The sequence below is a fragment of the Verrucosispora sioxanthis genome, from assembly GCF_010560025.1.
Taxonomy (GTDB): domain Bacteria; phylum Actinomycetota; class Actinomycetes; order Mycobacteriales; family Micromonosporaceae; genus Micromonospora; species Micromonospora palythoicola.
Window position 1 is genome coordinate 1 of sequence record NZ_SAIY01000035.1, and the last position, 275, is coordinate 275.

A 275-nucleotide genomic window follows, 5' to 3' on the forward strand; every position below is an offset into this window, starting at 1 on the left:
ATCGGTCTGGTCAAGCACGTGGCCACCGTCGAGGCCAGGTACTTCGGTGAGGTTTTCGACCGCCCTTGCCCGGAACCGCTGCCCCGGTGGCAGGATGCCAACGGCAGCGATCTGTGGGCGACTGAGGACGAGACCCGCGATCAGATCATCGGGTTCTACCGGCGCACGTGGGAACACTCGGACGCGACGATCAACGAGCTTCCTCTCGACGCTCCTGGCCACGTGCCGTGGTGGCCGGAGCCTTATGCCGACACGAACCTGTTCGCCATCATGGT

General features: G+C 64.4%; 1 protein-coding gene. It reads left to right on the forward strand.

What is annotated here, in order from left to right; translation table 11 throughout:
• Positions 1-275 (forward strand): mycothiol transferase (locus ENC19_RS29210; protein ID WP_164450249.1); only part of this gene is annotated, 275 nt, incomplete at both ends.